This is a genomic window from Bacteroides muris (ex Afrizal et al. 2022) (genome assembly GCF_004793475.1).
Taxonomy (GTDB): Bacteria; Bacteroidota; Bacteroidia; order Bacteroidales; family Bacteroidaceae; genus Bacteroides; species Bacteroides muris.
In genome coordinates this window covers 1-884 of the sequence record NZ_SRYZ01000117.1, presented here as the reverse complement: position 1 = coordinate 884, position 884 = coordinate 1, and the positions used below count along the sequence as shown (strand labels likewise).

Annotated in this window: 1 rRNA gene and 1 pseudogene; both read right to left on the bottom strand. The window is 46.4% G+C overall.

The annotated features are described in order from the left end of the window. Window positions 1-542 (bottom strand): 16S ribosomal RNA (locus tag E5355_RS19105); the annotation flags it as partial. A gap of 17 nt (window positions 543-559) precedes the next feature. Continuing rightward, window positions 560-884: pseudogene (locus E5355_RS19710) on the bottom strand (hypothetical protein); the annotation flags it as partial.

Genomic DNA, 884 nt, shown 5'->3' with positions numbered 1-884 from the left:
ATCCTCCGTATTACCGCGGCTGCTGGCACGGAGTTAGCCGATCCTTATTCATAAGGTACATGCAAAGCAGTATACATACTGCACTTTATTCCCATATAAAAGAAGTTTACAACCCATAGGGCAGTCATCCTTCACGCTACTTGGCTGGTTCAGGCTAGCGCCCATTGACCAATATTCCTCACTGCTGCCTCCCGTAGGAGTTTGGACCGTGTCTCAGTTCCAATGTGGGGGACCTTCCTCTCAGAACCCCTATCCATCGATGCCTTGGTGGGCCGTTACCCCGCCAACAAGCTAATGGAACGCATCCCCATCGATGACCGAAATTCTTTAATAGTTCTACCATGCGGAAGAACTATGCCATCGGGTATTAATCTTTCTTTCGAAAGGCTATCCCCGAGTCATCGGCAGGTTGGATACGTGTTACTCACCCGTGCGCCGGTCGCCATCAAACTTAGCAAGCTAAGTTCATGCTGCCCCTCGACTTGCATGTGTTAAGCCTGTAGCTAGCGTTCATCCTGAGCCAGGATCAAACTCTTCATTGTAAAAGTATCTTTGAGATTCATGACGCGGAAACTAAAACCAAACCCCATAAGGAATAAGATAAAAGGCCCGGACACGAATACGTCTTTGCTCTGTTCAGGACGCTCGAATTTAAAAGTTTATCGATACCTGTCATGGACAGATATTGACGGTTCTTTTGTTTTACCCAAGACCAACCCCCGTTGCCGGGAAGCGGCCTTGCTCTTGTACTACTTGTATTGTTTATGTAAATCTGTTCAAAGATCGCTGTCTTAACTGCGATGCTGTTCCTTTCAGAAAGCGGGTGCAAAGGTAAGAACTTCAAAGCATAACTTCCAAATTTTTCCGGAAGTTTTTTTTCTTTC